Genomic DNA, 23397 nt, shown 5'->3' with positions numbered 1-23397 from the left:
CCACGCAGCTCGTGGTGACAACAGGTGATAAGATACCGATTGGCCAATCTTACAAGGCTGATTTGGTGGCTTTTTTCAAGAAGTAAGGGCTGGCGTGGGGCCAACGCCAAGCTTTTTAAATTAAAAACGTCCGTCATGCTGAGCTTGTCGAAGCATCTCTCCCGCGCCGCTAGGGTGCCGTTCGGGAGAGATGCTTCGACAAGCTCAGCATGGCGGACGTTTTTCACGTCAAAAGAAGACCCTTTACTTACTAGCGTGCTGCTCCAGGAACTGGTAGCGCGAGCGCGTCTGGTCGGGCAGGGCCTGGGTTTTCACGTCGAGGCGCAGGTACTGGCCGTTCTGCTGGCTAGCGGCGGGCCACTGGGGCAGGCCGGCACCGTTGGGGTTGCCGGTTTTAATGAAGTTGGCGAAGTAGCCCTGCATGATTTTCGACACCTGATAATCTTCAGGCGTCCAGGCAAATACTTTATTAGTGGACAGATTACCGAGCGCGTACTCAATCTCGGCCGAGTGCACGGCGCCCTTGGCGGGCGGCGCGGGGGCAGCCGCACCAGCGTTGCGGGTGACGCCGCCGGCCAGGTTGGCGGTGGCGTTGCCCATTTCGGGCGTCATGGCCGGGCGGGGGCGGGCGTAGAGGTAGCGGTACACGGGTTTGCCGCCGGTCTGAATTTGAGCGTCGGCCAGCTTCCAGGTGCTGTAGGCGATGAAGCGGTCGCTGGCCAGGTTGGTGGCGGCCTGCTCCACCTCAGCATCGGTGGCAGCAGGGTATTGGCGCAGGGCCTCGGCCGACTGGTCGCCGTAGAGCTTCTGCACGGCAGTGCGGTAGTTTTCTACGGTAGGCGCGGCCGAGCCAAGCAGCCCCTGATAGCCCGACTCCTGCGAGTTCCAACCCACCAGCAGCGGCACGTGGGCCTGCTGGCCGGCGGCAAAAATCTCGGTAGGCTGCTTCGGCAGGAAGTAGCCATCGACCAGCGGCGAGAAGCGCGGCGCGCCCGGCTTGCCAGTGGCTTCGAGCACTTGCTGGGCCGGCAGCGCCCGCAGCGCGGCCAAGGTGCTAGCCCCCAGGCTAGTGCCAAAAGCCACTCCCGCCTGCTCGCCCTGCGCCAGGGTAAGCAGCGGCTGCAAGCCCAGCAGCGAGCCGCTTTCAGCAATGGCACCCACTAGCAGGTCTTTGGTGGCTGGCGCGGCCATCTGGGCGCTTACCGACCACGAGCCGGCCGACTCGCCCGCGATGGTGATGTGCGCCGGGTCGCCGCCAAAGGCCGCGATGTTCTTCTTTACCCACTGCACGGCCGCCTGCTGGTCGAGCAGGCCGTAGTTGCCCGAGGCGTGGTGGGGCGATTCCTTGGTCAATTCGGGGTGGGCTAGGAAGCCAAACACCCCTAGCCGGTAGTTAACCGTCACCGTCACGATACCATCTTTGGCCAGCGCCTCGCCGTCGTAGCGGGGTTCCGAGCCATCGCCGGCCACGAAGCCGCCGCCGTAGAAATATACCAGTACGGGCCGCTTTTCACTGGCCGCCTTGGCACCGGTCCACACGTTGAGGTAGAGACAGTCTTCGCTCACGCCGTTCGAGCGAAAGTTCATGTCGCCAAACAATGGCAGCTGCATAGCGCGCGGGCCGAACTGCGTGGCCGGGCGCACGCCTTTCCAAGGCTGCGCGGGCTGTGGCGCCTGCCACCGGCGCGGCCCCACCGGCGGCGCGGCGTAGGGAATGCCTTTAAACTCGTGGATGCCGCTAGGGGCCGTAGCGCCGGCCAGCCGGCCGCCAGCCACCTGCACCTGGTTGGCGGCCAGGCCGGCGCTTGCCGGCCGCCCTGGCTGCGCCAGGGCAGCCGAAGCAAGCAGGCACAACCCGCTCAGGGCTAACACTTTTTTCATGGGTGGGTTCAGTGAAAAGGATGATGCAGCAAGCTGCGTTGAAGGACAGCGTATTACTTGCCGGTAAGCTTCGGCTTCGTCAAATGCCTGCCTGGCCTCTACCTCAACCGGGCAGCCAGCCAGCGCGTTTGACGCCGCTAAGTACACCTTTTTTCTGCACTCCCGCCCATGCCTACCTCTCGCTTCCGCAGGTTTCTGTATGAAAACGGCCTGCTCCTGGTCACGCTCGTGATGATACTAGCCGCCCTGACGGGCCAAATTCTCACCGGCTGGCACGACAACAACGACGACCTCCAGCAGATGGGCCTAGCCCAGCTCACGCTAGGCCAGTACCTGCACTCGGGCCACCTGCTCGAAGCCACCTTCGAGAACTGGGAAAGCGAGTTTCTGCAAATGGGCGTCTACGTGGTGCTCACCATCTGGCTGCGCCAAAAAGGCTCGCCCGAGTCGAAGAAGCTCGAGGGCGAAGAGGACGTAGACAAAGACCCCGACCCTGGCAAAGCCGACGCGCCGTGGCCCGTGCGCCGAGGGGGAGGCTGGCTGCGCCTCTATCAAAACTCGCTAAGCCTCGTATTCTTCGCCTTATTTCTGGGGGCCATGTACCTCCACGCCCGCGGTGGCATGGCTGTCTACAACATCGAGCAGGCCCACGAAGGCAAGCTGCTCGTCAGCACCTGGGGCTATATGCACACGAGCCGGTTCTGGTTTGAGTCGTTTCAAAACTGGCAAAGCGAGTTTATTTCCATTTTCTCGCTGGTTGGCCTTTCTATCTTCCTGCGCCAGCAGGCCTCCCCGCAGTCGAAGCCCGTGGATGCGGCCACCAGTGAAACCGGCAAGTAGCACATTGCCACCAGCCCTTCTGGCACGAGTTACGCTACCCTAAACTCGCGCCACAAATGATGGAATAGCTAAGGCCAGCCGCAGCCGCTAGCCCCATATTACGCAAAAAAACCCTCGCTACCATTCTGGTAGCGAGGGTTTTTCATGTTGAAGCCTATTGCTTACAGCAGCTCGGTGCTGCGCTTCACGAAGGCCGTCAGGGCCTCGCCTTTCAGCAGGCCCTGCGCCAGCAGAGCCAGGTCGAAGGCCTGCTTGGCGATGGTATCGCCGCCCTCTGCTAGCACCTTGCTCACTAGGGGGCTGTTGGCATTCACGGTCACGTCAAACGAGTCGGGCATATTGCCAAACATCTGCATGCCGCCTCCGCCGCCGGTGCGCTGCATGTCTTTCATGCGGCGCATAAACTCGTTTTGGGTGATAACCACCGGCGCATCCTGCGGCGAGAGGGCCGCCACTTTGACGTGCATCGCCGGGTTCTGGATGGCGCCCTGGAATACTTCTTCGAGCTTCTTCTGGTCGTCCTCGCTCAGCACGCTGGCCGGGGCTTCGTCTTTTTCGATGAGCTGGCCCACGGTGGCCGAGTCGACGCGCTTAAACGTGGTTTTCTCCAACTTCTGCTCTAGCAGGCCGATGAAGTGTGCGTCGAGCACCTGGTCCATATTCAGCACGTCGTAGCCGCGCTCCTGGGCTGCCGCCACAAAGCCGTGCTGCTGCTCGGCATCGGTGGTATACAGCACCACGGTGTTGTCGCTCTTATCCTTCTGGTTGGCTTGTACGTGCTCGGTGTACTCAGTGAGCGTGTAGAGCTTTCCCTCCACGCTTTTCAGTAGCACAAAGTCTTTGGCGCGCTCGTAGAATTTATCATCCGAGAGCATACCGTACTTCACAAACAGCCCAATATCAGCCCACTTCTCCTCGTAGCCGGCGCGGTCCTTGCGGAAGAGCTCCGCCAGCTTATCGGCTACTTTCTTGGTGATATAGGTGTTGATTTTGCGCACGTTGGCATCAGCCTGCAGGAAGCTACGCGACACGTTCAGCGGAATATCAGGCGAGTCGATAACGCCGTGCAACAGCATCAGGAACTCGGGCACCACGTCCTTCACCTCGTCGGTGATAAACACCTGGCGTGAGTAGAGCTGAATCTTGTTGCGCGAGAATTGCAACTCGTCCTTCACCTTCGGGAAATACAAAATGCCCGTCAGGTTAAATGGATAGTCTACATTGAGGTGAATCCAGAACAGCGGCTCATCCATGCTCATCGGATACAGCTCGCGGTAGAACTTCTTGTAGTCCTCGTCCGTGAGGTCGGCCGGCTGCTTGGTCCAGATGGGCGTAGTGTCGTTAACCAGCTGGCCCTCAAACTCAATCGGCACCGGCAAAAACTTGCAGTACTTCTCCAGGATGCCGCGCAGCCGGGCCTCTTCCAAAAACTCGTCCGAGTCTTCGGCTACGTGCAGCACCACGTCGGTGCCGCGCTCGGCCTTGGCGTGCTCGCCAGTCGGCTCGTCGATGGTGTACTGAGTCGACCCGTCGCAGGTCCAGTGCGCCGTCAGGGTGTCTTCCTTGTATGACTTTGACCAGATTTCTACTTCGCTAGCCACCATGAAGGCCGAGTAGAAGCCCAGGCCGAACTGCCCGATTATCTGCTCCTTAGCTTGGGCATCTTTCTCCTTGTACTTCTCCACAAATTCGGTGGCGCCGGAGAAGGCAATCTGGTTGATGTACTTCTTAATCTCGTCGGCCGTCATGCCCAGGCCGTGGTCCGAGACGGTGATTTTGCGGGCCTCTTTGTCCACCGTCACGCGCACTTTGAGCTCGCCCAGCTCGCCCGTGAATTCGCCCTGCCGGGCCAGGCTTTGCAGCTTTTGGGTGGCATCGACGGCATTGCTGACCAGCTCGCGCAGGAAAATCTCGTGGTCAGAATACAAGAACTTCTTGATAATAGGGAAGATGTTCTCGGTATGGATGGAAATAGAGCCGGTTTCAGACATGGTACTAGCTAGGGGGTAAAAACAACAAAAGGCTGACTAACAGGCAGCGCCCGTCAATCAACCCAGTAGTTCAAAGGCTATTCCAATGCCCGGCTAGCTGCCAGGTTGGCAGTTAGTCGGGGCGCCGGGGTTGGTTATAGGGCGCGCGCGGCTCGGCTACTTCGTCGGTAGCGGGTGCAGAGGCGCCGCAGCTACCGGCCCATTCGCGCAGCAGCGCGGGCAGGCGGGGCGAGTCGTCGGTGAGCCAAGCCATTGCGGCTTCAGCCTGCGCAAAAAACTGCACGTCGAACCGAATATTCAAGGCCGAGGCCGATAATACACCTTCTACTACCTGCTGGTTATAGACGCGCCGTGCCGACAGCACCACCACTACCTGCTTGAGGGGCAGCTTCAGCAGGGCCGGCATAAACGTAGTGCTAAGCCAAATCTGGTCATATACCGGAATATCAGGCATTGCATTCAGCTCCAATACCACGCGGCTCGCCCCCAATTGCGTAATCACCTCACGCAGCTGCCTAAAGGCTTGCTGAAAATAACGCATGCTACGACCAGCCACCCAGGCCACCCGTACCAAATCCAACGGTTTGTCAAACTGAACACACAGTTCAGCTATTGAGCTGATAATCATAAAGTCCTTTCCCAGCCTCTCTGCTTGCTAGTGGCTGCCTGGCCGCTGGCGTCGTAGTGAAGCGGCACACATACGAAAAACTATTCGGCTTGGTCTGCCTTATGTGAAAAAAATTTGATTTTTCCGGGTTACTGTATCCGGCGGTATTCGACTTCTTCAGTTATGCCGGGAAGCTCAGTGCCAACCGGAAACGCTACTAGCGGCCGGCATCGGCTTCGCTGCATCACTTCTTGGCCAGCAAGCGACGAGCCCTCCTGCGTGCCGGAACTTTGCGCCAATAGGCTTTTATCTCTATTAGTATAGGTTTCGGTGTCAAGGCGAGCGGGCGGCCCCGACCGGGACACCGCAAGCTGCGCCGTGCCCCCAGCCAGTTGCTGGTTTAGCGTGGCCACCTCGCAATCATCCAGCTGTTCTAAAATGCCGGAGGGCAGCATTTGGTTCGCCACAAAGCTGCTTTGGTGCCTTTGCTTCTGCCTCAGCAGGGCGGGCACTCGCACGGAGCCCACCGCCGAGCCTAGCAGACTTATCGGCAATATAAACAGGCTGCAACGCTTGAGGCTAAATAGCATTATAAGTGGCGCCAACGCCATAAAGGGCAGCAAGATACACCGTGGGTTTAATATTTTACCCAGCGCTCTCAACCGCTGGCAAAATGGCCTGCCAGACCGGCTCATCGTTTATCATGTAACAATGTTGCAAACAAGACGCATTTTAGCTTTTAGTTCGCGTACCTTTGCCCGGCCGATGCAACCATTTCGCACCGGCGGCCTCCTTCCCATTGCTTACCTAGCGCTACTGTGTTGCGGCCCATCCTTCGCCCCTATCTCGCTTTGCTGCTGCTGCTCTGCCTCGTGCGGACGCTGCTGCCCGAGGCGTGGGTGCTGGCCCTGCACCGCCACGCGCACACCACCGAGGAGGTAGCTACTACCCGCCGGCCCACCGGCAAAGAGGTGTTAAGCCCGCAGCACACGCACTGCCACGCTGAAACGTTTTACAGTGTGCCCTTTGCGCCCGCCCTGCCGGTGCGCCTGCCGCAGCCACGGGTACAGGTCGTTTACCGGGCCCTGGCGGTGCCGGCGCAGCTGGCGGTTTCGGCGGCAGCGTTGCGACGCACGGCGCTGCGCGGCCCACCGCAGGCCTAGCAAATGCCCCGACGCAACCTTCTTAGTTTATTTCTGACTTTCGTTTACGCAGTAGCTTTCTAGTTGACTGCAAGCCACTTGCTACCTGGCCCACGGCGGCTCGGAGCTCCGATTTTTTCTCTGGTTTGGTTTTAGAGAAAATGCAGACAGACCCTGACCCCTGGCCGGGGTTTGTTTGCGGAGCCCATTTGCCTGGCCCGTAGCCCCCAGCGGCCCGAAAGTCTGCCCCCTTTATTTCGCGGTTTTTTATGCTTCGTACCTCTTCAGTAGTGGTGCTAGCCAGCACGTTAATTTTTTCATTTAAGGCGGCGGGCCAGGTGGCACCTGCTGCGGCGCCGGCCCGCACTCGGGCGGCGGCCACGTTTACCGGGCGCCTCACCGATGCGGCCACTGGCCAGCCCCTGCCGGGCGCCAACGTTGTTTTTCCCGACCTCAAGCAAGGCACCGCCACCGACGCCGACGGCCGCTTTGGCTTCGCTAGCCTGCCCCGAGGCCGGTTTTTGGTGCAAGTGACCTCGCTAGGGTATAATACTATCAACCAGACGGTTGATACCGGTAGCGGCCAGCCGCTCGACCTGAAGCTGACACCCGCCGCCACCGAAATCGGCCAGGTGGTGGTGACCGGGGTAAGCCAGGCTACCGAGCTGCGCCGCTCGCCGGTGCCCACTACGGTAGTAGACCGCACGCGGCTCAACCAAACGTCGTCGACCAACGTCATCGACGCTATTGCCCACACACCGGGCGTGAGCCAGATTACGACCGGCGCGGCCATCAGCAAGCCGGTGGTGCGCGGGCTAGGGTATAACCGGGTAGTGACGCTGAACAACGGCGCCAAGCAGGAGGGCCAGCAGTGGGGCGACGAGCACGGCATTGAGATTGATGAGTTTAGCATCGACCGGGCCGAGATTATCAAGGGGCCCGGCTCCTTGCTGTATGGCTCCGATGCCATGGCGGGCGTCATCAACTTTCTGGCGCCCGAGCCCATTGCCGAAGGCCATATTACGGGCACGGCTACGGCTAACTACCAGACCAACAACCAGCAGCAGGGCTACTCGCTCGAAAACGCGGGGAATATTAATGGTATCAACTGGCTGGTGCGCGGCACCCGCAAAGTGGCCGGCAACTACCAGAACCGCTACGACGGCAAGGTTTTCAACTCGGGCTTCAACGAGTGGGATGCCAATGGCTACGTGGGTCTCAACAAAAGCTGGGGCTATTCGCACCTCACTTTCAGCACCTTCAACCAAAACCTGGGCCTGGTGGAAGGCGGGCGCGACAGCCTGAGCGGGCGCTTTGTGCGCGACGTGGCGGTGGGCGGCCAGGTGGAGTCGCGGGTAGTGACCGACGACGAGCTGCACGGCTACGCGCTGGCGGTGCCGCGCCAACTGGTAAACCACCTGCGCCTGGGCACCGACAACAGCTTCATTATTGGAGAGAAAGGCGGCCGGCTAGCTCTGCAAGTAAACTACCAGCAGAACCTGCGCCGCGAATACGGCGACGCGCTAGCCCCCGACACGCCGCAGCTTTACTTTCAGCTGCGCACGGTAGACTACGCGCTGCGCTATTTCCTGCCTGAGCTCAACGGCTGGAACGTGGCGGTGGGCACCACCGGCCTGCGCCAACAGAACCGCAACCTGGCCACCGAATTTCTCATTCCGGCCTACGACATGACCGAGGGCGGGGTATTTGGGGTGGTAAAAAAGTCGTTTGGTGGCCTCGACCTCAGCGGCGGCCTGCGCTACGATGTACGTCGCATTTCGGCCCAGAGCCTCTACCTCGATGCCAACGAGCTGCCCACCGCGCCCACCACGCCGGGCGCCGAAACGAAGTTTCCGGGCTTCTTGAGCACTTTCCAGAACTACAGCGGCAGCCTTGGCGCGGCCTACAACCTGAGCGACCGCCTTACGGTGAAGGCTAACCTGAGCCGCGGCTTCCGGGCGCCCAATATTGCTGAGCTAGGGGCCAATGGCGTGCACGAGGGTACCATTCGCTACGAGGTGGGCAATGCAAACCTGAAGGCCGAAACCAGCTTGCAGGTAGATGCCGGCGTGAGCTACACCAGTGACCACGTGCGCTTTTCGGTCGATGCATTTGAGAACAGCATCAATAATTACATCTTCGAGCAGCGCGTGCTCAACCGGGCGGGCACCGACTCGCTTGTGTCGACAGGGCCCGACATTGGCCTGTTCAACTATGTGCAGGGCCAGGCGCAGCTGCTGGGCGGCGAGGTGACACTCGATTTTCACCCCCACCCGCTCGATTGGCTGCACTTCGAAAACTCGTTTTCGATGGTGCGCGCCCGCCAGCTCGACGTGCCCGCCGAGCAGCAGTTTCTGCCCTTCATCCCGGCCGACCGCCTGCAAAGCGAGCTACGGGGCAATTTCCGCCGCCAGGGCAAGCGCCTGACCAACGTATACGCTAGGGTGCAGCTGGAGCAGAATTTTGCTCAGAACCGCTACTTCGCGGCCTTCGACACCGAAACGGCTACGCCCGCTTACACCCTATTCAATGCCGGCGTGGGCACCGACGTGGCCGACGCCAAGGGCCGCACGCTGTTCTCGCTCTACCTCACGGCCAATAACCTCTTCGACGTGGCTTATCAGAGCCACCTCAGCCGCCTTAAGTATGAGAGTATCAATTACCTCAGCGGCCGGCGCGGGGTGTATAACATTGGCCGCACGCTGAGCGTGAAAGTGGTGGTGCCGCTGGCGTTTAAGTAGTGGCTGTTTTGCATTTCACATTCGGTGTAGAGACGCATCCTTGTAAGCTGCAAGGATGCGTCTCGGCAAACGCCTGGAACGTGTTTGCGGCAAGGAAAAATTGGCTAGCCCTGATGGCGACCGGTCGGACGGCTTTCAGCCGTCTGACCGGTGTACTGGCCCTAGCCTCATCCCCCTCAATATTAGCAGAAACCCGCCTATGCATCGCATAATCTCTTTTCTTACAGGCAATTGTGCTTAGACGCGAAGAAAAGCTGCTTTTTATTTTTGAGCGCTCCGGGTGATAGTTGCGCCAAAAATGGATTAACTAGTACCATGTCTGCTTTCTCGCTTTCTGACCCGGCCGCCCTGCGGCTAGCCCTGCTGGCTAACCGCGAGCAGGTCCTGACGGAGCTCTACGCTCACGCCTTTCCGCTGGTGCGGCAGCACGTGGGCCGCCACGGCGGCTCGGCGCACGATGCGCAGGATGTGTTTCAGGATGCCTTGCTGCTGCTCTATGAGCGGGCGGTGGGCGGCACACTCGTGCTCACGGCCTCGGCCAGCACCTACCTGGTGGGCATCGCCCGCAACCTGTGGCACCACGAGCAGCGCCGCCGCGCCCGCCTGCCTCACGAAACCCTGCCCGACCACCTGGAGCCGCTAGCCCCCGAGCCCGTCGAAACCGAGGTGGCCGTGCTCGACTACGTGGCGCGAATGGGCGAGAAATGCAAGCGCATTCTGCTTGATTTCTACTACTTCCAGCAGCCGCTAGCCCAGATTACGGCTAGCCACGGCTACGGCAGCGTTCGCTCGGCCACGGTGCAAAAATTCAAGTGCCTGGAGCGGCTGCGCCAAGCAGTGCGCGCCGCCTTTGGGGCCGAAACCCTAACTGCCTGACGCCATGCGCCCCGAACTCGAACGCCTCCAGCACATTGAGGAGCAGCTGCTGCGCGGCCCGGCGGCGCAGCCGGCCGCCGAGTGGCAGCTCCAGCTTTTGCTCGACCCCGAGTTGCAGGCCGATGCCGAGGCTCAGCAGCAGCTTTATGCGGGCCTGCGGGCGGCTGGGCGGCGGCAGCTGCGCAGCGAGCTGGCGGGCATTCATACGCGCCTCTACGGCCCACCGCCGGAGGCCTGGCCGCATCGGGTAGCCAGCTGGCTACGCGGTGCTTTCGGAAGGAATTGATTATCTGACTTAACGGGGCTTAACTTCTTCACTTAAAAAGTGAAGCTGGCCGCGCCTTGCCTATTCATTTCAACCACAATACCATGCTCACCCAAGCAGAATTTCGCAAATTTGCCGTGAAAGACCAGCGGCTCAACGGCTTGGCCGTAGACCAGTACCTGCGCCACACGGAGGGGCTAGCGCGGTCGCTACCTACCGGCATGACGCGAGCCGTGATAGAGGAGCGCCCGCAGAACTTTCGGGAAATCGACGTGTTTTCGCGCCTCATTATGGACCGCATCATCTTTCTGGGCACGGCGGTGGAAGAAACTATCGGCAACATCATCACGGCGCAGCTGCTGTTTCTGGAATCGGCCGACGCCAAGAAGGATATCTTACTGTACGTCAACTCGCCCGGCGGCTCGGTGTATGCGGGCATGGGCATCTACGACACCATGCAGTATGTGAACCCCGACGTAGCTACCATCTGCACGGGCTTGGCGGCTTCGATGGGTGCTTTTCTGCTGTGCGGCGGCGCGCTGGGCAAGCGCTCGGCTCTGCCGCACGCGCGGGTGATGATACACCAGCCCAGCGGTGGGGTGCAGGGGCCTTCCGCCGACATCGAAATCACGGCCCGTGAGGTGGTGAAGCTGCGCCACGAGCTCTACGGCATCTATGCCGAGCGCACCGGCAAAACTTATCAGCAGATTCACGACGACTCGGACCGCGACTACTGGATGCGGGCCCCCGAAGCCAAGGAGTACGGCCTGATTGACGAAGTCTTGACCCGGCCGGCCAGCTAGCCCCCTCGGGCACCCAATTGCGGGCCGGTTACGTTCTTTAGGCATTCACCCGTTCCGTTTTAGTTATGCCCCACGACCACCACGGCCACGACCACGCTGGCCATGTGCACGCCGCCCCCCCAGCCGGGGGCAAGTTCAGCGCCGCTTTTGCGTGGGGCATCGGCCTGAATCTGGCTTTTGTAGTGGCCGAGGTTATTGGCGGGCTAGGGGCCAACTCGGCGGCCTTGCTCTCCGATGCCGGCCACAACCTGAGCGATGTACTCAGCCTGGCCCTAGCCTGGGGTGCGGCCTGGCTGGCCGGGCGGCCCGCCACGGGGCGCTACACCTTCGGTTACCGGGGGGCCACCATTCAGGCGGCCCTGCTCAATGCCGCCCTGCTCTACGGCGCGCTAGGGTTCATTCTGTGGGAAACCATCGACCACCTGCGCCACCCCGAGCCCGTGAACGGCGTGATGGTAATGGGCCTGGCCGGGGCCGGCATCCTGGTTAATGGCTTCACGGCCTGGCTGTTTCGGGCCGGGCAGAAGGGCGACGTGAACGTGCGCGGGGCCTACCTGCACATGCTCACCGATGCCCTGGTGAGCCTGGGCGTGGTGGTGGGCGGCGCCATCACCTACTTCACGCACTGGACCTGGCTCGACCCCATCATCAGCCTGGGGCTGCTGGCCGTAATAGCTGTGGGCTCGTGGGGCCTGCTGCGCGACACCATCCGGCTGGGCCTGCAAGCCGTGCCCGATGGCATTGACCTGGAGAAAGTTCGGCAGTTTATGCTAGCCCAGCCTGGGGTGCAGAGCCTGCACGACCTGCACATCTGGAGCATGAGCAGCGACGGCCATGATACCGCCCTGATGGCGCACCTGGTGCGCCCCGGCGGCACCGACGCCACCTGGCTGGCTAGCCTTTCGGCGGGGCTGCTGCGCGAGTTTCACATTCATCACAGCACCGTGCAGGTAGAGGATGTGGAGCTGCCCGATGGCTGCCACAGCGGCTGCGCTGAGCCGGCGGCTGACCCTTCTTTAGTAGGTGCGCACCACGAATGAGGATAAAATCGCTTTTCCAAGTCATTGATTAATAATGGGGTTTTGACTAACAGCGCGTTCTTTCCGTGGAAGCTGGACCTAACCAATAAAAATCAAACGCGTTGAAAGCATAGCCCGCTACTTGTTAAAAGGGCTTCTACTTGATGAAATCTTTTGTAATGCTGGCGGCCGTTGGGCTCGTCAGCCTGGCCGCCACTTCGGCCCACGCCCAGACTTCTACCCCCAACCCGGCCACCGCCACCCCGCAAAGCACCCAAGCCACCTACGACCAGCAGCGTGAGCAGCGCCGCGCGGCCGACCAGGCCGTAGCTGACAACCGCCGCGCCCTCAAGCAGCAGGAAAGCCAGGCCCGCGACCTCAAGCACCAGATGCAGGAGCAGCGCCAGCAGGCCAAACAGCAGAAGGAGCAGCTCAACATGCAGCGCCAGCAGGCCAAGGCGGCCCACCAGCAGGAAAAAGCGGCCAAAGACCAGCTGCGCGCCGAAAAGAAAGCGGCCAAAGAAGCGCGCAAAGCCATGTAACCCAGTTGCGTAGCGGCCGCCTGGCCGTGCAGCTCGAAAAAGCTCCGGCCTGGGCCGGAGCTTTTTTAGTTTTGCCCGTATGCTTGCTTTTACCCGCTAGCCCCGCATTTTCGCCCCATGGCCGCCAAAAACCCCGCTCGCTACTATCCACTGCACCACTTCGTTTTGCTGCCCCTTACGCTGCTGATGGTGGGCTATACCATTCGGCGCTACGTGGGCGTGGCCGGCGACGACTCCGAGATTTCGCGGCTCTGGTTTTCGCTGGCGGCCGTAACGCTGCTCTTTTTTGCTACGCTCGTGATGCTGCGCCAGCACTATGCCCTGCTGCTGCAAGACCGAGTAGGTCGCCTCGAAGTGCGCCAGCGTTATTTTGAAATCAGCGGCCAGCGCTTTGCCCCACTTGAACAGAAGCTGACCCTCAAGCAGATACTAACTCTGCGCCTGGCCGGCGACCAGGAACTGCCCGCGCTGGCCCAGGCTGCAGCCGCCGAAAAGCTTGCCCCGCAAGCCATACTGGCCCGCATCAACGACTTCCAGCTTGACACCATGCGGGTATGAGTAGCCCGCACGCGCAATTGCTCTGCCGAACTACTATTTTGAGCTTATGAATGCTTTTTGCGAACGCCTGGCGCTGACCTACCCACTCATTCAGGCCCCTATGGCGGGTGTTTCGACGCTGACGCTGGCCCTGGCGGTATCAAGAGCCGGGGCGCTGGGCTCGCTGGCTACCGGGGCTACACCCGATGCCAGCCTGGTGGCCCGGCAACTGGCCGAACTGCAAGTAGCTACCGATAAGCCTTTCAACGTCAACGTATTTTGCCACCAGCCGGCGGCGCCCGACCCCGCCCACGATGCGCAGTGGCTGGCGTACCTACGCCCTTTTTTTGAGGAGCTGGGCAGTGAGCCCCCGGCTAGCCTTGCCGAGGTGTACCCAAGCTTTCGGGTAAATGATGAGCTGCTGCGCGTGCTGGTGGCTGCCCGGCCCCAAGTGGTGAGCTTTCATTTTGGCTTGCCCACGGCGGCGCAAGCAGCCGCCCTACGGCAGGCGGGCTGCCTGCTGCTAGCCTGCGTCACATCCCTGGTTGAGGGCCAGGCCGCCCTGGCGCTTGGGGCCGATGCCCTAGTAGCGCAGGGCATCGAGGCGGGCGGCCACCGCGGCGTGTTCGACGGCACCATTGATACCCACGAGCCAGCCCTGACCCTAACGCGGCAGCTGGCCCAGGCCCTACCGCTGCCCATCGTGACGGCGGGTGGGCTAATGACCGGCGCTGATATAGCCGCTGCCTTGCAGGCCGGCGCGGCGGCCGCACAGCTCGGCACGGCATTCGTAGCCTGCCCCGAGTCAGCGGCTAGCCCCGCCTACCGGGCAGCGCTGCTGCACCAGCCGCCCCTACCCACGCAGCTCACCGATGTTATTTCGGGCCGGCCAGCGCGCGGGTTGGTCAACCGCTTTATGCTCGACGTAGACCAGCCGGGGCGGCCACCGGTAGCCGCCTATTCGCGCGCTTACGCGGCCGGCAAAGCCTTGGTAGCAGCTGCCCAGCAAGCCGGCGAGCCGGGCTTTGCCGTGCAATGGGCAGGCACAGGCGCCGGCCGGGCCCGGGCGCTGCCGGCCGCCGAGCTGGTGCAGGTACTGGCTGCCGAATTGAAAGCGGCCCTGCCCACTACGACTTCATAACTTCTCTTGCAGGAGCGGGCCTGGCCTTAGTCGCTAGTCATCTCCGCTACCTTCTTACCCTTCAGCTTGTTGCCCTATGATTCTTTACAACGTAACCACCAGCCTCGACCCCAGCATCGCCGATGAGTGGGTAGCCTACATGCGCGACCACCACATGGCCGAAGTAGTAGGCACAGGTTGCTTTATCCGCAGCCAGCTGCTGCGTCTGCTCAACGAGGAAGACGACGGCGTGACCTACGCCGCGCAGTATTTCAGCATCAGCCTTGAGCAGCTAGAGGCTTATCAGCAGCACTTTGCGCCCGCCCTGCGGCAGGAAATGGACAAGAAGTTTCCGGGCAAATACCACTCTTTCCGTACCGTGCTGGAGGTGGTGGAGTAGCGCCAATGGGAGAATGAGTGAATGGGAGAATGAGTGAATGGGAGAATGAGTGAATGGGAGAATGAGTGAATGGCTGAATGATATTCGACGCTATTCACTCATTCTCCCATTGAAAACAGCGTGAAGCTCCACACGTCGGCCCACTCGGCTATTTGCAGCTGGGTGCTTTTGCCGGCGCCGTGGCCGGCGTTCACGTCGATGCGGATGAGCACGGGGCTAGGGCCAGCCTGGCACACTTGTAGCTCGGCGGCAAACTTGAAGGAGTGGGCAGGCACCACGCGGTCGTCGTGGTCGGCGGTGGTGATGAGCGTGGCTGGGTAGGCAGTGCCAGGCCGCAGGTTGTGCAAGGGCGAGAAGCTGAGCAGGTTACGAAACTGCGCCTCGTCGTCGGAGGTGCCGTACTCGGGCGCCCAGTTCCAGCCGATGGTAAATTTCTGGTACTTAAGCATGTCCATGACACCCACGGCCGGCAGGGCCACGCGGCACAGGTCGGGCCGCTGCGTCATGATGGCGCCCACGAGCAGGCCGCCGTTTGAGCCGCCCGCGATGGCTAGCTTTTCGGGGCTGGTGTAGCCTTGGGCAAACAGCGTTTCGGCAGCGACGATGAAGTCGTCGAATACATTTTGCTTGCGGGGCGTCATGCCGGCTTGGTGCCAGGCTTCGCCGTATTCGCCACCACCGCGCAGGTTCGGAATAGCCAGCACCCCGCCACGCTCCAGCCACAAGAGCCGCGCTACCGAAAAGCCTGGCGTCAAACTCACGTTGAAGCCGCCGTAGGCGTAGAGGTAGGTGGGGTTTTGCCCATCCAGCGCTAGCCCCTTTTTATGGGTGATGAACATCGGCACGCGGGTGCCGTCCTTGCTCTCGTAAAAAACCTGCCGGGTTTCGTACTCATCCGGCCGCACATCCACCGTCGGCGCCTTAAATACGGTGCTCGCGTTGGCTACCGGGTCGTAGCAGTAGATGGTAGTGGGATAGGTAAACGATGTGAAGGCATAGTATAACACCGCATCGGTGCGGCGCCCGCCAAAGCCGCCGGCCGTGCCAATGGCCGGCAAGGCCACCTCGTGCCGAAACTCACCGGCTTCCGAGTACACCTTCACCTGCGAGCTGGCATCTTGCAGATACATGGCCAGCAGGCAGCCCGCCGCCTGGCTGATGCTCTCAAGCTTTTCGGTGGTTTCGGGAATGACATCGTGCCACTCGGTGGGCCGGCCAGGGTGCACGCGCACCACGCGGTAGTTAGGCGCGTGGTCGTTGGTATAAAGCAGCAGCTCATCGCCCACGTTGCCGATTACACTCGTATCAAATTCGTAGCTCGGCTGAACGGTAATCCATTGCCCGGCCTGGCTAGGGTCGTGCAAGTTGCGCACTAGTAGTCCGTTGCCATCGGCTAGCCCATCGGTGAGGCTCAGGCAGAGCCATCGCTCATCCTCGGTGGTGCTGGCAATGCGGAAACCCAGCGCCCTATCCGGGTTTTCATACACCAGCTCATCCTGGGTTTGCGGCGTGCCAAGGCGGTGGTAGTACACCTTGTGAAACTCGTTTTTGCCGGCTAGGGCCGCTTCACCCGGTCGGGGCGCATCGTAGGCACTGTAGTAGAACCCCGCGCCGGCCCAGGCCACGTCCGATACTTTTACCCAGTCGAGCACCTCGGTCAGGGGCTGGCGGCTAGCCAACTCAAGCAAGTGAATCTGCTGCCAGTCGGAGCCGCCCCCGCTGGTGGTGTAAGCTAGGTGGCGGTGGTCGGGGCTGAAGTGCAGGCCCATGAGCGCCGTGGTCCCGTCTTCCGAAAACTGGTTGGGGTCGAGCAGTACCTCGGCGCTTTCGAGGGGCTGGCCCACCGGCAGGGCGTATACGACAGCCTGGTTTTGCAGGCCGTCGTTCTTACTGAAAATCAATAAAACACCCTCCTGGCTAGGCACCCCGTAGCGCTCGTAGTTCCAGAGCTGGGTAAGGCGCTCGCGCAGCTGGTCGCGAAATGGAATCTGGGCGAGGTAGCCAAACGTCACCTCGTTTTCGGCCCGCACCCAGGCCTGGGTTTCGGGCGCATCGGGGTCTTCGAGCCAGCGGTAGGGGTCGGGCACCTCGGTGCCAAAGTAGGTATCGGGCCGCGGGTCGCGGCGGGCGGCGGGGTAAGTCAAATCAGGCAAAGGCTAGTGCACCACTCCTTCAGAGTCTGGGGCCACGCGGGGCGCGGCGCGCTCCAGCGTAGGCTCCTCGCTAAGGATGTGCTTATTAGAGATGGCATTAGTGCGCACGGCTTCTTTATAGCCCGGCGCGTGCGACGTCGAGATGCGGCAGCTGGTGAGCACCAACCCGGTCAGTACACCGGCTAAAAGAGAAATACCGCGCATCATTCTTTGCATACGGCACGGCGGCCACAGTGGCTAGCCCGGTAGCTGGGCATCGGCGTCGGCAGGCAGGGTGGGGCGGGCGGTGCGCAGGGCCTCGGCCACGCGCTGGGCTACCAAGTCATCAAGCTGCTGGCGCTGGGCAGCCGTGAAGTCCCGACCGGCCGGGGGGCTAGCGCGGCGCAGCTCACGCAGGGTGCGGCCCAGGCTGAGGCGCAACATGCCGTAGAGCACCAGGCTCAGAATGCTCAGAATGAGGGCTAGCGGGGCAAAAATGCGGTTGAGCAGCGGCTCGGCGGCCACGGGGGCGCCTGGCCGCATGGCCGCAGCTGGTGTGCCACTAGCCTCGGCGGCTTCGGCCAAGCCGGCATTAGCGCTGGCTTCAGCGTCGGCCTCGGGCGCGGGGGCGGGGTCGGCGGGCGGCAGACCAGTTTGCACGTAGTCAGTCAGTTTTTTTTCTAGAGCCTGGAGGCCGGCCAGGCGGGCGGGGTCGCGCTGCCGGGCGGGAGAAGATTTTAACTTGTTAATGATGGCCTTAGTCAGGGCCGCCAGCCGCGCCGGGTTATCCTTCAAGCCCTTGTATATCTTCCCCTTTCCCTCGATGGGCGCATACAGCACCGAATAGATGCGCAGGCTATCGGGCCGCAGGCTGGCGGCCAGCGCCTGCAAGTTGCCGCCCTCGCAGCGCAGGGTGCGCTGTAGCTGGGGCCGGCCGGCATCGGCATACACGTAGCGGGCGGTGGCGCACCAGATTTGCACCTTCGACTCGTCGAGCGAGGGCTGGCCCAGCGGCGTTTGGGCGGGGCTAGCGAGGGGGCGTAGCAGCCCGGCTACCAGCAGCGCCGGCGCCCAGCCGCGGGCAAGTTGGTTTTGCATATCAAATACAGGCAGTGAGCAGATTGAGGGCCGGAAAGTACAACCCGCTCGGCGCTTAGTCCCACGGGGGCTAGCGGGGCGGCTATCTTTGTGGGCTTTTATAGTTTTCAGCTATGCATATCGAAGTTCTTAAATCTAAAATTCACCGCGCCAAGGTGACCCAGGCCGAACTGCACTACGTGGGCAGCATCACCATCGACGAAGACCTGCTCGACGCGGCCAATATGGTCGAGAACGAGAAGGTGACGGTGGTGAACGTCAACAACGGCGAGCGCCTCGAAACCTACACCATCAAGGGGGCGCGTGGCTCGGGTATGATTTGCCTCAACGGCCCCGCTGCCCGTAAGGCTGCCGTGGGCGACATCGTTATCATCATTTCTTACGGCCTTGTCGATTTCAAGGAGGCCCGCGACCATCAACCCACCGTCATCTTCCCCGACCAGCACAACCGGGTTTCTTAACGCTGCTAGCTAGTGGCTGTTAGCTGTTAGCTTCTTTTAGAACGACAGCTACTGGCTACTGGCTAACGGCTACTGGCCAACGGCTACTGGCCAACGGCTTAAAAATGAAAAACTTGCTCACTTTTCTAAAATACGCGCTGCTGCTGGGCATTTCGGGGGCGCTGATGTGGTATGCGCTGCGGGGACAGGATTTGTCGCGCATCGGGCACTATATCCGCACGGCCAACTATTTCTGGCTAGGCCTCTCGCTCGTCGTGTCGACTCTGGGCTACCTCAGCCGAGCCTACCGCTGGCAGATGCAGCTCGCGGCCTCGCGCACACCGGCGCCATTCGGGAAAGTGTACCACGCCATGATGGTGGGCTACCTGGCCAACCTAGTGCTACCGCGCGCGGGCGAGGTAATCCGGTGTTCGGTGCTGCGACGCACGAGCGGCGTGCCAGTGCAGGTGGCGCTGGGCACGGTGGTTACGGAGCGCGTTATCGACGTGCTGGTGCTGCTGGGCCTGCTCGGGGGCACGCTGCTGCTGGATTTCAACACCTTCTGGAGCTTCTTCAACGACAAGTTGCTAGGGGGCAAGGCCGACACTATTGCCCGCAACCCGCTGCCGCTGCTCATTGCTGGCGTTATTGCGCTGGTGCTGTTGGTGGTGGCCGGCTATACCGTGCTGCGCAACCTGGAGCGGCTGCGCCAGCACGCGCTTTTTGGCAAGGTTGTCGTGTTTATCGAGGGCCTATTAGCTGGCATCCTGAGCATTGTAAAGCTTGATAATAAAGCTGCTTTTCTGTTCCACACCTTTTTTACCTGGCTGGTCTACTACCTCATGGACTACTGGGCGTTTTTCTGCTTCCCCGAAACCTACGGGCTAGGCGCAAAGGCGGCCCTCGCTGTGCTCACCTTTGGGGCGTTTGGCATGGCGGCGCCGGTGGCGGGCGGCATTGGGCCATTTCACGTGCTGGTGCAGGGCATTTTGCTAGCCTATGGCATGACCAAAGAGACTGGTATTGCCTACGCGCTGGTGGTGCACGGCGCCCAAACCCTGCTGGTAGTGCTGCTGGGCGGCATCAGCTTCGTGGCGGTGGCCGCCGCCGACAAAGGCAGCGTAGTAGCAGAGGCCGAGGCCCTAGCCGACGAGCCTTTGACGACCGAATAACGTTTTAATGGTTAATTGATTAATGGTCAATGGTTGATGGAATCCCCTTTAGCCCTTGCCATTCATGGGCTATTAATCGTTGACCATTTATCAATTAACCATTAGACTCATGACTGCCGATAAAATCCTGACTCTTGAGCAGCTGCCCGCTACGCTGGCTGCATGGCGCGCCGCTGGCGAGCGCATTGTATTCACCAATGGCTGCTTCGATTTGCTGCACCTGGGCCACGTCGATTACCTGGAAAAGGCCCACGCGCTGGGCGACCGGCTGGTAGTAGGCCTCAATACCGACGCCTCGGTGAGCGCCCTCAAGCCCGGCCGCCCCTTGCAGGATGAAACCGCTAGGGCCCGCATTATGGCCGCGCTAGCCTTCGTCGATGCCGTGGTGCTGTTTGGCGAGGCTACGCCGTTGCAGCTTATCGAGGTGGTGCAGCCCGACGTGCTGGTGAAGGGCGACGACTATCCTATTGACGGAATTGTGGGCCACGAATTGGTGTTGAATAGAGGCGGGCAGGTACTTACGGTGCCCCTCGTGGCCGGCTATAGCACGTCGCGCCTCGTGGAGAAAGCCCGCCAGCTGTAGGCTTCACCTTTTTCTTCTCCATGTACCTCATTCTCATTCTGCTCACGCTCGTTAGCTTCGCTATTCAGCAGCGGCTGCGGAGCAAGTTTCGGCAGTATGCGGCCATCGGCCTGCGCTCGGGCCTTAGTGGGCGCGAGGTAGCTAGCAAGATGCTGCGCGACCACGGCATCTACGATGTGCAGATTATCAGTACCGAGGGCCAGCTCTCGGACCACTACAACCCCACCGATAAAACTGTGAATCTGAGCGCCGACGTGTACAGCGGCTACTCGGCTACGGCCGCCGCGGTGGCTGCCCACGAGTGCGGCCACGCCGTGCAACACGCCCAGTCGTATAGCTTCCTGCAGCTGCGCTCGGCCCTGGTGCCGGTGCTCTCGTCTATTTCGCGCTTTATGCCGCTGCTGCTCCTGGCCGGCGTGTTTATGCTGCGCACTACACCCGTCCCGCTCGAAATCGGGATAGCGCTGTTTGCGTTTGCCACACTGTTCTCCTTTATCACGCTGCCCGTCGAGTTTGATGCCTCGCGCCGCGCCCTGGCCTGGATGGACCGCAGCGGTGTAGTAACGACTGATGAGCATGCCGTAGCCAAAGACGCCCTGCGGTGGGCAGCCCTTACCTATGTAGTGGCTGCCGTGAGCTCGCTGGCTACGCTGCTTTACTATGTCTCGTTTTTAGGTGGCAATCGGCGTAACTAACTAGCCTGTTTAGGAGTTGAAACAAAGGCGCCGGGATGAGCAAACAGCTGCCGCGGCGCTTTTACCGCTTGAATGCGGGGCTAGGGCGTAATTTTGCCCCACATTCCTGCTCTCCCCACCCACCCCCTACCTCCCTCCCCGACCATGACGACTACTACGGCTACGGCCTCTCCCTTCCAGCTTACCGAAGAGCACCTGGCCGTGCAGGCCGCTGCCCGCGACTTTGCCCAGAACGAGCTCTGGGAAGGCGTGATTGAACGCGACGAACACCAGAAGTTTCCGGCGGCCCAGGTAAAGCGTATGGGCGAGCTCGGCTTTATGGGCATGATGGTGAGCCCCGAATACGGCGGCTCGGGCCTCGACACCATTAGCTACGTGCTGGCGATGGAAGAAATTTCCAAGGTCGATGCCTCCTGCTCAGTTATTATGAGCGTGAATAACTCATTGGTATGCTGGGGCCTGGAGAAATACGGCACCGAAGAGCAAAAGCAGAAGTACCTACCCCGCCTATGCTCGGGCGAGATTATCGGCGCCTTCGCTCTTTCGGAGCCCGAGGCTGGCTCCGACGCTACCAGCCAGCGCACTACCGCCGAGGACATGGGCGACTACTACCTGCTCAACGGCACCAAAAACTGGATTACCAACGGCACCACTGCCTCGGTGTACCTGGTTATTGCCCAGACGCACCCCGAACTGAAGTCGCGCGGCATCAATGTGCTGATTGTGGATAAGGATATGCCTGGCTTCGTGCAGGGCCCCAAGGAAAACAAGCTTGGCATTCGGGGCTCCGACACCTGCTCCCTTATGTTTACCGACGTGAAGGTGCCCAAGGAAAACCGCATTGGCGACGATGGCTTCGGCTTCAAGTTTGCCATGCAGGTGCTGGCGGGCGGCCGCATCGGCATTGCCTCGCAGGCGCTGGGCATTGCTTCGGGCTCGCTCGAGCTCAGCATCAAGTACGCCAAGCAGCGCAAGGCTTTTGGGGTTGAGATTGCCAAGCACCAGGCCATCCAGTTTAAGCTGGCCGATATGGCTACCAACGTCGACGCGGCCCGCCTGCTGTGCCTGCAAGCCGCCGCCGACAAAGACAACCACGCCGACTACGCCAAGAGCGGCGCCATGGCCAAGCTCTTTGCCTCGAAAGTAGCGATGGACGCGGCCGTAGAGGCTGTGCAGATTCACGGTGGCTATGGCTTCGTGAAAGAATACCATGTCGAGCGCTTCATGCGCGACGCCAAGATTACTCAGATTTATGAAGGCACTTCCGAAATTCAGAAAATTGTTATTTCCCGCGAGATACTGAAATAGCACTTTTTCGACAAAAAACGAGTATATTTGCACGGAACCCAGGCCAAATCGGCCTGGGTTTTTATTTTGCTGAATTTTTTTTAGAATATTTTGCAGTTATTTGTTGTAACTTTCGGTACTTTTGGCCTACCCGGTGTGAATTTTCCCTTACCAGCTGAAAACAAATGGAAGACTACAATAAAGTAATTGAATCACTAGGAGTACGATACATCAAGGCCAAGAACCTAGTGCTTCGTCAGGCCTTCACCGTACGCAACGCGTATGATGTCGGCAATAACCTTATTTTGCTACATAAGGGCAAAATATTTTTTGGCGAAGATGAGCAGGTAGTCGAAGAAGGGGAACTGCTGTTTTTGCCGGGCGGGCGGGCTACCCGTGTGGGCTACGGCCAGAGCGCTGCTAGCCGCGTCATTTCAAACGACGACTTAATTACGAATAAGGACCGGTTTTTTACTTCCAACGACAAGCTTGACTACATCGGCGACGCCGAGGAAAGCCACAGCTTCGTGTCGTTTGAGGCGAAAGTATTCGACTCGGTCAACTTCTTTGCCTCGCTCGATGTGCCGGCCTTCGTCATCAAAGGCAACTCGAAGCTGGCCAATCTGGTCATCAAAATCATTGAAGAGTCGCTGCAAGACCTACCGGGCCGCGAGCGCCTCATCAACATTTACACCGAGAACCTGGTAGTGGAAGTGGTGCGCTACATCTTGCGCAACAATCTGTTCGTGGAGCAATTAGCCACTAACAGCACTTACTTCAAAGACCCGCGCCTGATTGACCTGTTCAACTTCATTAAGGAAAACCTGAGCGGCGACCTTTCCAACAAGGTGCTGGCCACGGTAGCCAACGTGAGCGAGGACTATGTGGGCCAGTACTTCAAGATGCTGACCAACATCAATCCGCAGGATTACATTGAGTATCAGCGCATGGAGCGCGCGGTTTCGCTGCTGCGCACTACCAAGAAAAGCATCCGCGATATCGGGAAAGAAGTGGGTTACAAAGACACAGCTTACTTCTGCCGCCGCTTCAAAATGATGTTTGGCATTCCGGCTGGCAAGATGCGCCGCCGCGAAACGGCTATGAACATCTAGCTAACTAACAGCTACAGAGAGCTCAGCGCTCGTTATTGCATTTTTCAGGTTAGGCAAAAGGCTACTCGCATCAGTAGCCTTTTGTATTATTACCTACTGCCTACCGATGTACGC

The 23397-nt window shown here is 60.4% G+C and carries 23 protein-coding genes; 17 read left to right on the top strand and 6 right to left on the bottom strand.

Features of this window, described 5'->3' with window-relative positions; translation table 11 throughout:
- Positions 1–243: 243 nt before the first annotated feature.
- Positions 244–1881 (bottom strand): carboxylesterase/lipase family protein, encoded by a 1638-nt coding sequence (locus tag J4D99_RS17460; RefSeq protein ID WP_208133028.1) that lies wholly within the window; start codon positions 1879–1881, stop codon positions 244–246.
- 168 nt (positions 1882–2049) lie between these two features.
- On the opposite strand from J4D99_RS17460, the gene J4D99_RS17455 reads away from it, so the two are divergent.
- Positions 2050–2721, top strand: coding sequence for a DUF6766 family protein (locus tag J4D99_RS17455; protein ID WP_208133027.1), 672 nt, complete (start codon positions 2050–2052; stop codon positions 2719–2721).
- Between the two features lie 161 nt (positions 2722–2882).
- Here the strand turns inward: J4D99_RS17455 and htpG are convergent, their stop codons facing one another.
- Together htpG and J4D99_RS17445 are read right to left on the bottom strand one after the other, a co-directional pair.
- Positions 2883–4712, bottom strand: coding sequence for a molecular chaperone HtpG (htpG, locus tag J4D99_RS17450; RefSeq protein ID WP_208133026.1), 1830 nt, complete (start codon positions 4710–4712; stop codon positions 2883–2885).
- Between the two features lie 112 nt (positions 4713–4824).
- A complete protein-coding gene (locus J4D99_RS17445; RefSeq protein WP_208133025.1) occupies positions 4825–5253 on the bottom strand; it encodes a hypothetical protein in 429 nt (142 codons plus the stop codon).
- 917 nt (positions 5254–6170) lie between these two features.
- On the opposite strand from J4D99_RS17445, the gene J4D99_RS17440 reads away from it, so the two are divergent.
- From J4D99_RS17440 to J4D99_RS17395, 10 genes are all read left to right on the top strand, one after another.
- Complete coding sequence (locus J4D99_RS17440) at positions 6171–6482, top strand: hypothetical protein (protein ID WP_208133024.1); 312 nt, start codon at positions 6171–6173, stop codon at positions 6480–6482.
- Between the two features lie 248 nt (positions 6483–6730).
- The gene (locus J4D99_RS17435; RefSeq protein ID WP_208133023.1) at positions 6731–9202 is read left to right on the top strand and encodes a TonB-dependent receptor; all 2472 of its coding nucleotides are present in this window, start codon (positions 6731–6733) and stop codon (positions 9200–9202) included.
- A 315-nt stretch (positions 9203–9517) separates the two neighbouring features.
- On the top strand, positions 9518–10078 hold the full coding sequence (locus J4D99_RS17430; protein WP_208133022.1) for an RNA polymerase sigma factor: 561 nt from the start codon (positions 9518–9520) through the stop codon (positions 10076–10078).
- A gap of 4 nt (positions 10079–10082) precedes the next feature.
- Complete coding sequence (locus tag J4D99_RS17425) at positions 10083–10364, top strand: hypothetical protein (protein WP_208133021.1); 282 nt, start codon at positions 10083–10085, stop codon at positions 10362–10364.
- Positions 10365–10447: 83 nt separating this feature from the next.
- Positions 10448–11146, top strand: a complete 699-nt coding sequence (locus tag J4D99_RS17420) for an ATP-dependent Clp protease proteolytic subunit (RefSeq protein ID WP_208133020.1) — start codon at positions 10448–10450, stop codon at positions 11144–11146.
- A gap of 65 nt (positions 11147–11211) precedes the next feature.
- Entirely contained in the window at positions 11212–12186 is a 975-nt protein-coding gene (locus tag J4D99_RS17415) for a cation diffusion facilitator family transporter (protein WP_208133019.1), read from the top strand.
- Positions 12187–12329: 143 nt separating this feature from the next.
- Positions 12330–12707, top strand: a complete 378-nt coding sequence (locus J4D99_RS17410) for a hypothetical protein (RefSeq protein ID WP_208133018.1) — start codon at positions 12330–12332, stop codon at positions 12705–12707.
- A 117-nt stretch (positions 12708–12824) separates the two neighbouring features.
- Positions 12825–13265 carry a DUF6526 family protein gene (locus J4D99_RS17405; RefSeq protein WP_208133017.1) on the top strand — a complete coding sequence of 147 codons (441 nt, stop codon included), beginning with the start codon at positions 12825–12827 and terminating at the stop codon, positions 13263–13265.
- 46 nt (positions 13266–13311) lie between these two features.
- Complete coding sequence (locus tag J4D99_RS17400; RefSeq protein WP_208133016.1) at positions 13312–14385, top strand: NAD(P)H-dependent flavin oxidoreductase; 1074 nt, start codon at positions 13312–13314, stop codon at positions 14383–14385.
- A 76-nt stretch (positions 14386–14461) separates the two neighbouring features.
- Positions 14462–14764, top strand: a complete 303-nt coding sequence (locus J4D99_RS17395; protein WP_208133015.1) for a DUF4286 family protein — start codon at positions 14462–14464, stop codon at positions 14762–14764.
- A 98-nt stretch (positions 14765–14862) separates the two neighbouring features.
- Here the strand turns inward: J4D99_RS17395 and J4D99_RS17390 are convergent, their stop codons facing one another.
- The 3 genes from J4D99_RS17390 to J4D99_RS17380 are packed head-to-tail and all read right to left on the bottom strand — an operon-like array spanning position 14863 to position 17994.
- Positions 14863–16917 carry a prolyl oligopeptidase family serine peptidase gene (locus J4D99_RS17390; RefSeq protein ID WP_208133014.1) on the bottom strand — a complete coding sequence of 685 codons (2055 nt, stop codon included), beginning with the start codon at positions 16915–16917 and terminating at the stop codon, positions 14863–14865.
- A 3-nt stretch (positions 16918–16920) separates the two neighbouring features.
- Positions 16921–17124: a hypothetical protein gene (locus J4D99_RS17385; protein WP_208133013.1), complete on the bottom strand. Its 204-nt coding sequence runs from the start codon at positions 17122–17124 to the stop codon at positions 16921–16923.
- 30 nt (positions 17125–17154) lie between these two features.
- A complete protein-coding gene (locus J4D99_RS17380) occupies positions 17155–17994 on the bottom strand; it encodes a hypothetical protein (RefSeq protein ID WP_208133012.1) in 840 nt (279 codons plus the stop codon).
- 113 nt (positions 17995–18107) lie between these two features.
- Here J4D99_RS17380 and panD point away from each other — a divergent pair, with 113 nt between their 5' ends.
- The 6 genes from panD to J4D99_RS17350 all read left to right on the top strand — a co-directional run bounded on the left by panD (position 18108) and on the right by J4D99_RS17350 (position 23283).
- Positions 18108–18455 (top strand): aspartate 1-decarboxylase, encoded by a 348-nt coding sequence (gene panD / locus J4D99_RS17375; RefSeq protein ID WP_208133011.1) that lies wholly within the window; start codon positions 18108–18110, stop codon positions 18453–18455.
- 104 nt (positions 18456–18559) lie between these two features.
- On the top strand, positions 18560–19606 hold the full coding sequence (locus J4D99_RS17370; protein ID WP_208133010.1) for a lysylphosphatidylglycerol synthase transmembrane domain-containing protein: 1047 nt from the start codon (positions 18560–18562) through the stop codon (positions 19604–19606).
- A gap of 109 nt (positions 19607–19715) precedes the next feature.
- The gene (rfaE2, locus tag J4D99_RS17365) at positions 19716–20189 is read left to right on the top strand and encodes a D-glycero-beta-D-manno-heptose 1-phosphate adenylyltransferase (protein ID WP_208133009.1); all 474 of its coding nucleotides are present in this window, start codon (positions 19716–19718) and stop codon (positions 20187–20189) included.
- A 20-nt stretch (positions 20190–20209) separates the two neighbouring features.
- The gene (locus tag J4D99_RS17360) at positions 20210–20884 is read left to right on the top strand and encodes a zinc metallopeptidase (RefSeq protein ID WP_208133008.1); all 675 of its coding nucleotides are present in this window, start codon (positions 20210–20212) and stop codon (positions 20882–20884) included.
- 144 nt (positions 20885–21028) lie between these two features.
- Entirely contained in the window at positions 21029–22192 is a 1164-nt protein-coding gene (locus tag J4D99_RS17355; RefSeq protein WP_208133007.1) for an acyl-CoA dehydrogenase family protein, read from the top strand.
- A gap of 164 nt (positions 22193–22356) precedes the next feature.
- Positions 22357–23283 carry an AraC family transcriptional regulator gene (locus tag J4D99_RS17350; protein WP_208133006.1) on the top strand — a complete coding sequence of 309 codons (927 nt, stop codon included), beginning with the start codon at positions 22357–22359 and terminating at the stop codon, positions 23281–23283.
- Positions 23284–23397 lie beyond the last annotated feature (114 nt).

Origin of the sequence: Hymenobacter sp. BT559, from assembly GCF_017571525.1 — a bacterium.
Classification (GTDB): domain Bacteria; phylum Bacteroidota; class Bacteroidia; order Cytophagales; family Hymenobacteraceae; genus Hymenobacter; species Hymenobacter ginsengisoli.
Note: the sequence above shows the minus strand (reverse complement) of the source record. Positions and strands in the feature narration are given on the sequence as shown.

Excerpts from the sequence above, each read along its gene's own strand:
- J4D99_RS17460 (WP_208133028.1), bottom strand. The coding sequence starts at position 1,881 with ATGAAAAAAGTGTTAGCCCTGAGCGGGTTGTGCCTGCTTGCTTCGGCT.
- J4D99_RS17455 (WP_208133027.1), top strand. The coding sequence starts at position 2,050 with ATGCCTACCTCTCGCTTCCGCAGGTTTCTGTATGAAAACGGCCTGCTC.
- htpG (WP_208133026.1), bottom strand. The coding sequence starts at position 4,712 with ATGTCTGAAACCGGCTCTATTTCCATCCATACCGAGAACATCTTCCCT.
- J4D99_RS17445 (WP_208133025.1), bottom strand. The coding sequence starts at position 5,253 with ATGCGTTATTTTCAGCAAGCCTTTAGGCAGCTGCGTGAGGTGATTACG.
- J4D99_RS17435 (WP_208133023.1), top strand. The coding sequence starts at position 6,731 with ATGCTTCGTACCTCTTCAGTAGTGGTGCTAGCCAGCACGTTAATTTTT.
- J4D99_RS17430 (WP_208133022.1), top strand. The coding sequence starts at position 9,518 with ATGTCTGCTTTCTCGCTTTCTGACCCGGCCGCCCTGCGGCTAGCCCTG.
- J4D99_RS17425 (WP_208133021.1), top strand. The coding sequence starts at position 10,083 with ATGCGCCCCGAACTCGAACGCCTCCAGCACATTGAGGAGCAGCTGCTG.
- J4D99_RS17420 (WP_208133020.1), top strand. The coding sequence starts at position 10,448 with ATGCTCACCCAAGCAGAATTTCGCAAATTTGCCGTGAAAGACCAGCGG.
- J4D99_RS17415 (WP_208133019.1), top strand. The coding sequence starts at position 11,212 with ATGCCCCACGACCACCACGGCCACGACCACGCTGGCCATGTGCACGCC.
- J4D99_RS17410 (WP_208133018.1), top strand. The coding sequence starts at position 12,330 with ATGAAATCTTTTGTAATGCTGGCGGCCGTTGGGCTCGTCAGCCTGGCC.
- J4D99_RS17405 (WP_208133017.1), top strand. The coding sequence starts at position 12,825 with ATGGCCGCCAAAAACCCCGCTCGCTACTATCCACTGCACCACTTCGTT.
- J4D99_RS17400 (WP_208133016.1), top strand. The coding sequence starts at position 13,312 with ATGAATGCTTTTTGCGAACGCCTGGCGCTGACCTACCCACTCATTCAG.
- J4D99_RS17395 (WP_208133015.1), top strand. The coding sequence starts at position 14,462 with ATGATTCTTTACAACGTAACCACCAGCCTCGACCCCAGCATCGCCGAT.
- J4D99_RS17385 (WP_208133013.1), bottom strand. The coding sequence starts at position 17,124 with ATGATGCGCGGTATTTCTCTTTTAGCCGGTGTACTGACCGGGTTGGTG.
- J4D99_RS17380 (WP_208133012.1), bottom strand. The coding sequence starts at position 17,994 with ATGCAAAACCAACTTGCCCGCGGCTGGGCGCCGGCGCTGCTGGTAGCC.
- panD (WP_208133011.1), top strand. The coding sequence starts at position 18,108 with ATGCATATCGAAGTTCTTAAATCTAAAATTCACCGCGCCAAGGTGACC.
- J4D99_RS17370 (WP_208133010.1), top strand. The coding sequence starts at position 18,560 with ATGAAAAACTTGCTCACTTTTCTAAAATACGCGCTGCTGCTGGGCATT.
- rfaE2 (WP_208133009.1), top strand. The coding sequence starts at position 19,716 with ATGACTGCCGATAAAATCCTGACTCTTGAGCAGCTGCCCGCTACGCTG.
- J4D99_RS17360 (WP_208133008.1), top strand. The coding sequence starts at position 20,210 with ATGTACCTCATTCTCATTCTGCTCACGCTCGTTAGCTTCGCTATTCAG.
- J4D99_RS17355 (WP_208133007.1), top strand. The coding sequence starts at position 21,029 with ATGACGACTACTACGGCTACGGCCTCTCCCTTCCAGCTTACCGAAGAG.
- J4D99_RS17350 (WP_208133006.1), top strand. The coding sequence starts at position 22,357 with ATGGAAGACTACAATAAAGTAATTGAATCACTAGGAGTACGATACATC.